Below are 6,272 nucleotides of genomic sequence, written 5' to 3' on the forward strand. Positions count from 1 at the left end.
AAATAGTAGAGGAATGCCAGAAATTACACCAGGTCGTCGAGGTCCTCAAGGAACTTGGAATAAAGGATTCCGTACAGGCAATACTTTTATCCATGTACTGCGAAGAGAAATTGACCATAACCGAGACAACGGCACATCTCTTCCAGCCATTTCTGTCAAACAAGGAGACAGAAACGATCGCTGCCACGAAGTAGAAATTCTGGGAAATTGCAAAATCGTTTATCGACCTCATAAACCTAACAAAAGTCAAGCAGGTGGTGCTCGACTGTGGATTGAGACAGAGCCTGATGTTGAAATTATTCGCAAATATTTCCGAGATACGGAACTAGACAAAAATCAACCCCAAGGTTCTAGTTAATTTAGAATCTGATTTTTAAATTCAACTTTTTAAATTCAACTAATTTTTATCTATATCAAATAGTGGTGTCGGCTTGTTTAACTTTGAAGTTGGCATTGTAAATTGTTGTACAAGTAATTATTTTAGTATTTGTGGCAATATTAATCTTTAGAAAAATCATTTTTTTAGGGTAGGTGAGCGATCGCTTCCATATATTTGCTTGGGCAATTTTTCTGCTCTATAAATAGGGGTTGCTGAATAATCTGAAAGGATGACACATCAAGGGGAAAGGAATTTTATGCGGTATAAAAGTGCAAGATTTTTACTCTGATGATCAGCAAAAAGTGAGGATTTTGGGCAGCGGGCGGCGGAAAAATGGAGGGATAATTGTTCCGACTATATCTTTTGTAATACACCATTTCTCCTAACTACTGACTACTATAAACAGCAAAAATACTTTTTCAGCAAACCCTAAATAGAATTGCTATAATAAACCTCTCCAATAATAAAAAACAAAATAAATTATTCCACAGAAATTATCAATCTTTCCCCGCACCTCTTACTGCCTCTTTTCTGGAGATGTCTAATAACTGAAATAAATTTCATTTGTACAATGGTAGTTCATCTATTGTACCAAGACTATCAAGAGGCCAAAAGCGAAATATAGCTCGACCAATAATATTTTCATAAGGTACAAAACCCCAACATCGTCCATCATAACTATGATTACGATTATCCCCCATAACCAAATAAGAATTTTGAGGCACTGTAACAGGTTGAGAAAGAAATCTTTTATCAGGAGGACAAACATCTATTCTTGTTTGTTGGTGATTAACTTTTCTAGCTTCAAGTTCCGCTGGATTCAAATCTGAAGCAACATAAGTTTCTTCTACTACCTGATCGTTTACATATACTTTTCCATTCTTCAACTCTACTCGATCTCCAGGTAATCCAACTATCCGTTTAATAAAAGCATCTTTGTACTGAGTTTTAAGTTCATTTGTTGGATTAAAAACTACAATATCTCCTCTTTCTGGGTCTTTGAATTGATAACCCAATTTATCTATAATCAAACGGTCATTAATTTGTAATGTTGGCAGCATCGAACCAGAAGGAATATAACGTGCTTCAGCAACAAATTGACGAATTCCTATGGCTAAAATTACGCTCAGTCCAATAGTTTTAATTGACTCAATTAAAGGATTTTCTTCATTTAAATTTTCTTTATGTGTTGATTTTTCTTTTTTATTCATTATTTCTATTGCTCAAATAATTAATTTTAAAATACTGGTTTTATTGATGGGTTTTACCTCTAGGTGATTCAGGCTTTTTTTGAATTTATAACCTTACCTAACTATTAAAAATAGCTTGGAGTTTCAATCATCTAAATTCACAATATTTATTTGAATTTTCTTCATGTGTTAATTTTTCTTCTTTATTCATCATTTATATTTATCAAATAATGAATTTTAATTAATTTTAAAATACTGGTTTTATTGATGGGTTTTACCTCTAGGTGATTCATGTTTTTTTGAATTTATAACCTTGCCTAACTATTAAAAATAGCTTGGAGTTTCAATCATCTAAATTTACAATTATTAAGACTAAATTTTTAGGTTTTTGAGTTGATAGTCATAATTATACCTATTTTATAGAAATGCTAAGTTTTAGACGGCATTTTCCTCGACATTTTTGGACAACTGTGGACAAAATGTATAGGTATAACCGTCTTTTTGATGTACAACTTTTAATTTACTTACATGAACACTTTTAGCTTTTTGTCCAGGCACTGTGAAGTTAAAACTATTTGACGCGTGAGCGAGGATTAACTCTAACAACTTCCCCTGTTTCAATATTCAATGCTTTCGTCTCCACTATTCCAACCTTTGATTGGCTTTAGTGGGTTGTACCTTATGGGATATCCATATTTATTTACCGCTGCCCTCTCGCTACCTCCTTGGCCTTTGCATATAGCAGCTAAAACTTGGGTGGTCTTAAAATCTAACTGATTCACTTCTCCTACACAAGCCGCGTCTATGCAGTGCGATAAAGGCAGTTTCTGTTTTCTGCGGTTAAATTTTGTTTGTTCCCCGGGCTTATGTGATTACTTTCAATTTACTATTCTTTAAGGTATTGAACAATTTCCACAGCATAGAATTAACTGCTGCTGCATCTTTCAAAGGTAATCTAGCTTGGGTTTGTATTCGCTTTAATAATTCTGGGAAACCTGATAAGAATTCTTTGACATCTTGATTACTCTTAAGTTGGTTGCATTTAGTACAGGCAAGAGTTAAGTTAGATACTCGGTCTGAACCTCCTTTTGACTTGGGGTAGATATGTTCTACCTCATAATTGGCTAGATTTTTCAAAGGTGTAATGTAATAATATATTGACATACTCCCGACGCTCCCCTACGGGAGAGCGCGGGACTTCCCGCCGGGGTAGTTAAAATGACATTATAGCGTTTCTCAAGTTACTGAGGTATTGTTTTTATTCCTTTCTATTTCCTGTTTCCCGAATTACTAGCCTGTCTAGCTTTAAAATGTGGAGAACCCCTTCCCCCTAATTCCCTTCTCTACAAAATCTATTCCTTACCCATAAGTCTGAGAAATATTGCAGGGTAGAGATTTTGGGGAATCTGGAGAGTTTGGGGAGAAGTAGTGTACAAATGGCTTTTGAAGTGTTATTCGCTTTTAGCCAGCTCTGTCATAATTGAGCAATGGCAGGTTTGTTTTCACTTCCCGATTAGACTCCTTTCCATCGTCTCCCCTATCCTGTAAGAAATTGAAAATATATGGGTAAAGCATAGTCCTACCTTGTAGGGACGTTTTATCCTCTGAAAAGACATGGGCAGATGCGGAGACATGGAGATGGGGAGATTTCTCCAGTATGGACTCGAACTTCCCCAAAATTTTAGTCTAGACGTCCTGTTATAGCAGTCGAAGCAAAGGGCGCAGATTTATAAATGTTCAAACTCACTCAGGGATTACTTCTAACTTCTGACTTCTGAGTTGCGCATAGTGCTACTCCCTACTCCCTACTCCCTCAAAAAATAGAAATTTAAAACCCAATTTTTATTATGCCTCCTATTTCTTCTTTGTTGATTCGTCGCGCCCGCATCCTTTTACCTGATGGGGAATTTTTGGTTGGTGATGTGGAAATTCAAGGCCAAGAAATTATTCAAGTCGCTCCAGAAATTTCATCTTCTGAAGCTCCTGAAAAAATCATAGATGCTGAAGGTTTAACTTTATTACCGGGAGTAATAGACCCGCAGGTACATTTTCGGGAACCTGGATTAGAACATAAGGAAGATTTATTTACTGCTAGTCGAGCTTGTGTGAAAGGTGGTGTTACTTCTTTTCTGGAAATGCCTAATACTAAACCTTTGACTACGACTCAGGCAGCATTGGATGATAAGTTACAACGGGCAGCTCAAAAATGTTTGGTTAATTTTGGTTTTTTTATTGGGGCGACGGCAGAAAATTTACCGGATTTATTAATAGCTAATCCTACTCCTGGAATTAAAATTTTTATGGGTTCTATGCACGGACCTTTGTTGGTAGATACTGAGGAAAAGTTGGAGCCAATTTTTGCTAGGGGAAAAAGATTGATTGCTGTTCATGCGGAAAATCAAGCTCGAATTGATGAAAGGAAAAAGGAGTTTGCTGGTATTTTTGACCCTGCTATTCATTCACAAATTCAGGATAATGAAACTGCTTTATTGGCAACTAAGATGGCTTTGAGATTATCGAAGAGGTATGAGCGGAGGTTACATATTTTACACACTTCGACTGGAGATGAGGCTGAATTATTGCGTCAGGATAAACCTAGTTGGGTGACTGCTGAAGTTACGCCTCAACATTTGTTATTAAATACGAGTGCTTATGAAAAGATTGGTAGTTTGGCTCAGATGAATCCTCCTTTAAAGTCTGCTTGGGATAATGAGGTTTTATGGCAAGCTTTGTTGGATGGGGTGATTGATTTTATTGCTACGGATCATGCTCCTCATACTTTGGAAGAAAAAGATAAAGGCTATCCGAATACTCCTTCGGGTATGCCTGGGGTGGAAACTTCTTTGCCTTTAATGTTGACTCAAGCTATCCAGGGAAGATGTTCTGTTGCTCAGGTTTCTAATTGGATGTCTACTGCTGTTGCTAGGGGTTATGGGATTTTGAAAAAGGGGGCGATCGCTCCTGGTTTTGATGCGGATTTAGTATTGGTCGATCTGGATAATTATCGCCCTGTTTTAAGGGAGGAGTTAATGACAAAATGTGGCTGGAGTCCTTTTGAAGGATGGAGTTTAACTGGTTGGCCTGTTGTTACTATTGTTGGGGGAGAAGTTGTTTTTAATCGTGGTGAATTTAATTCTGATGTTCGGGGTCAAGCTTTGACATTTTATGAAGCACCCTAAATAATTTTCGCGACGACTTTTTTTGAGATTTTGCTTGACTTTTAGTTTACTTGACTGGTATCCTTATCATAATGGGAATAGTGACAATTTTTTCATTGTTATCAATATTTCTATTATACAATAATAATAGCTGTCAAGGGCAAGATTTGTCAACTACTTTTCTCCCCTTTTTTCTGAAAAAATTTTCGAGATTATATAAACCCACTATAAAAACAGAAAAGAAAAGGCATAAAAAATCAAAATAACTAACAGAAATAATCAGAAAAGTAGACATCCTTTCACCAGAAGAGCAATTATATCTGATATTTTATTTAACAAATAGACTGAAAATGTGTGAAATCAAAAAAAAAGCCAGGTAGAGATTAGAAAGAATTAGAAGGAATAGCACCTAACTTATTAGAAGGAATAGATGCTCAAGAATATGTCACCCGGATGAGACGAGGCGAGTTTCCAGAATTAGAAATTCAACAAAAAAAATTGAGTAATTAAAAGTGAATATAGAAGAAAGTATCCAGAATATAACTCATTTATTTATAGATACTGCACCAGTTATTTACTATGTTGAACAAAACTCAAAATATTTAGAAACAGCAAGAGCGGTATTTAATTATATTGGCGAAGGTATTTTAATAGCAGTAACTTCTCCAATTACCTTATCTGAATGTTTAGTGCGTCCTTATAGTTTAGGAAAAACACAATTACAGCAATACTTCATTGACGTTATTGTTGATGCGAACAATACAATTTTTGTGCCTATTGACAACCAAAATATAGCACTAGAAGCAGCTAAAATTAGAGCAAAATGTAATCTACAATTACCCGATGCTTTTCAAATAGCTGTAGCATTAGCAGCAGAATGTGAAGCATTGTCAACAAATGATGCAGTCTTTAAAAGATTGACAGAATTGACTATATTATTGCTAGATGAATTAGAAATTTAAAGGTAAGTTTTGGTTGCTGGTAACCGACATAAAAATAAAAATATAAGGAATAAAAAAAAACTCAGACAAGTTGTTTATTTATAAATGCAAATACAGTTTATTAACAAAAAATTGAAACAGCATTGCAACAGGAAGTATGGGGTGCATCTCAATATTTGCCAAAATACTTTTTTCCTATTCCCAAATCTGCTGTTCCCAGTTAAGTGTTCCCTGTTCCCTAAAAGCAATAAATTTTTGGCTTTCTTCTTGCATTGAGATGCACCCAAAGTATGAGATATAAAAATTCCTTATTTTTACCAGACAAGTTTTTCATTTAGTTTAAAGTCATCAGTTCAACAATTAATAGTTAACAATTAAAGACCTCCCCTGATGGGGGGGTTTACTACCTCTTCTGTAATAGAAGGATTGACTAAAAGGATTTTTTTTATTCTCTTAGTCAATTGGATATGGCGCCGATAAACTATTCATCCCATCCTAGGTCATGCTCCGCTTTCCGACTGCTTTTTCTCCATGAATGGAGAGGTTTTATACTTTAATTTTTCAGTAAAATAAATCTAAATAAACGCCTCAAATATCTAGTATT

General features: G+C 35.3%; 6 protein-coding genes. 3 read left to right on the top strand and 3 right to left on the bottom strand.

Features of this window, described 5'->3' with window-relative positions; genetic code table 11:
- The coding region (locus tag F6K40_RS30280; RefSeq protein ID WP_293141280.1) for a hypothetical protein at positions 1-358 on the top strand (358 nt) is incomplete at its 5' end.
- A 581-nt stretch (positions 359-939) separates the two neighbouring features.
- Here the strand turns inward: F6K40_RS30280 and lepB are convergent.
- The 3 genes from lepB to F6K40_RS30295 form a co-directional block, all read right to left on the bottom strand.
- Positions 940-1,590 carry a signal peptidase I gene (gene lepB / locus F6K40_RS30285; RefSeq protein ID WP_293141282.1) on the bottom strand — a complete coding sequence of 217 codons (651 nt, stop codon included), beginning with the start codon at positions 1,588-1,590 and terminating at the stop codon, positions 940-942.
- A 596-nt stretch (positions 1,591-2,186) separates the two neighbouring features.
- Positions 2,187-2,351, bottom strand: a complete 165-nt coding sequence (locus F6K40_RS30290) for a hypothetical protein (RefSeq protein WP_293141284.1) — start codon at positions 2,349-2,351, stop codon at positions 2,187-2,189.
- Positions 2,352-2,433: 82 nt separating this feature from the next.
- A complete protein-coding gene (locus F6K40_RS30295; RefSeq protein ID WP_293141286.1) occupies positions 2,434-2,733 on the bottom strand; it encodes an HNH endonuclease domain-containing protein in 300 nt (99 codons plus the stop codon).
- 683 nt (positions 2,734-3,416) lie between these two features.
- On the opposite strand from F6K40_RS30295, the gene F6K40_RS30300 reads away from it, so the two are divergent.
- Positions 3,417-4,748 (top strand): dihydroorotase, encoded by a 1,332-nt coding sequence (locus F6K40_RS30300; protein WP_293141288.1) that lies wholly within the window; start codon positions 3,417-3,419, stop codon positions 4,746-4,748.
- 491 nt (positions 4,749-5,239) lie between these two features.
- Positions 5,240-5,689 carry a type II toxin-antitoxin system VapC family toxin gene (locus F6K40_RS30305; protein ID WP_293141290.1) on the top strand — a complete coding sequence of 150 codons (450 nt, stop codon included), beginning with the start codon at positions 5,240-5,242 and terminating at the stop codon, positions 5,687-5,689.
- Positions 5,690-6,272 lie beyond the last annotated feature (583 nt).

It is taken from the genome of Okeania sp. SIO3I5 (assembly GCF_010672085.1).
Lineage (GTDB): Bacteria > Cyanobacteriota > Cyanobacteriia > Cyanobacteriales > Microcoleaceae > Trichodesmium.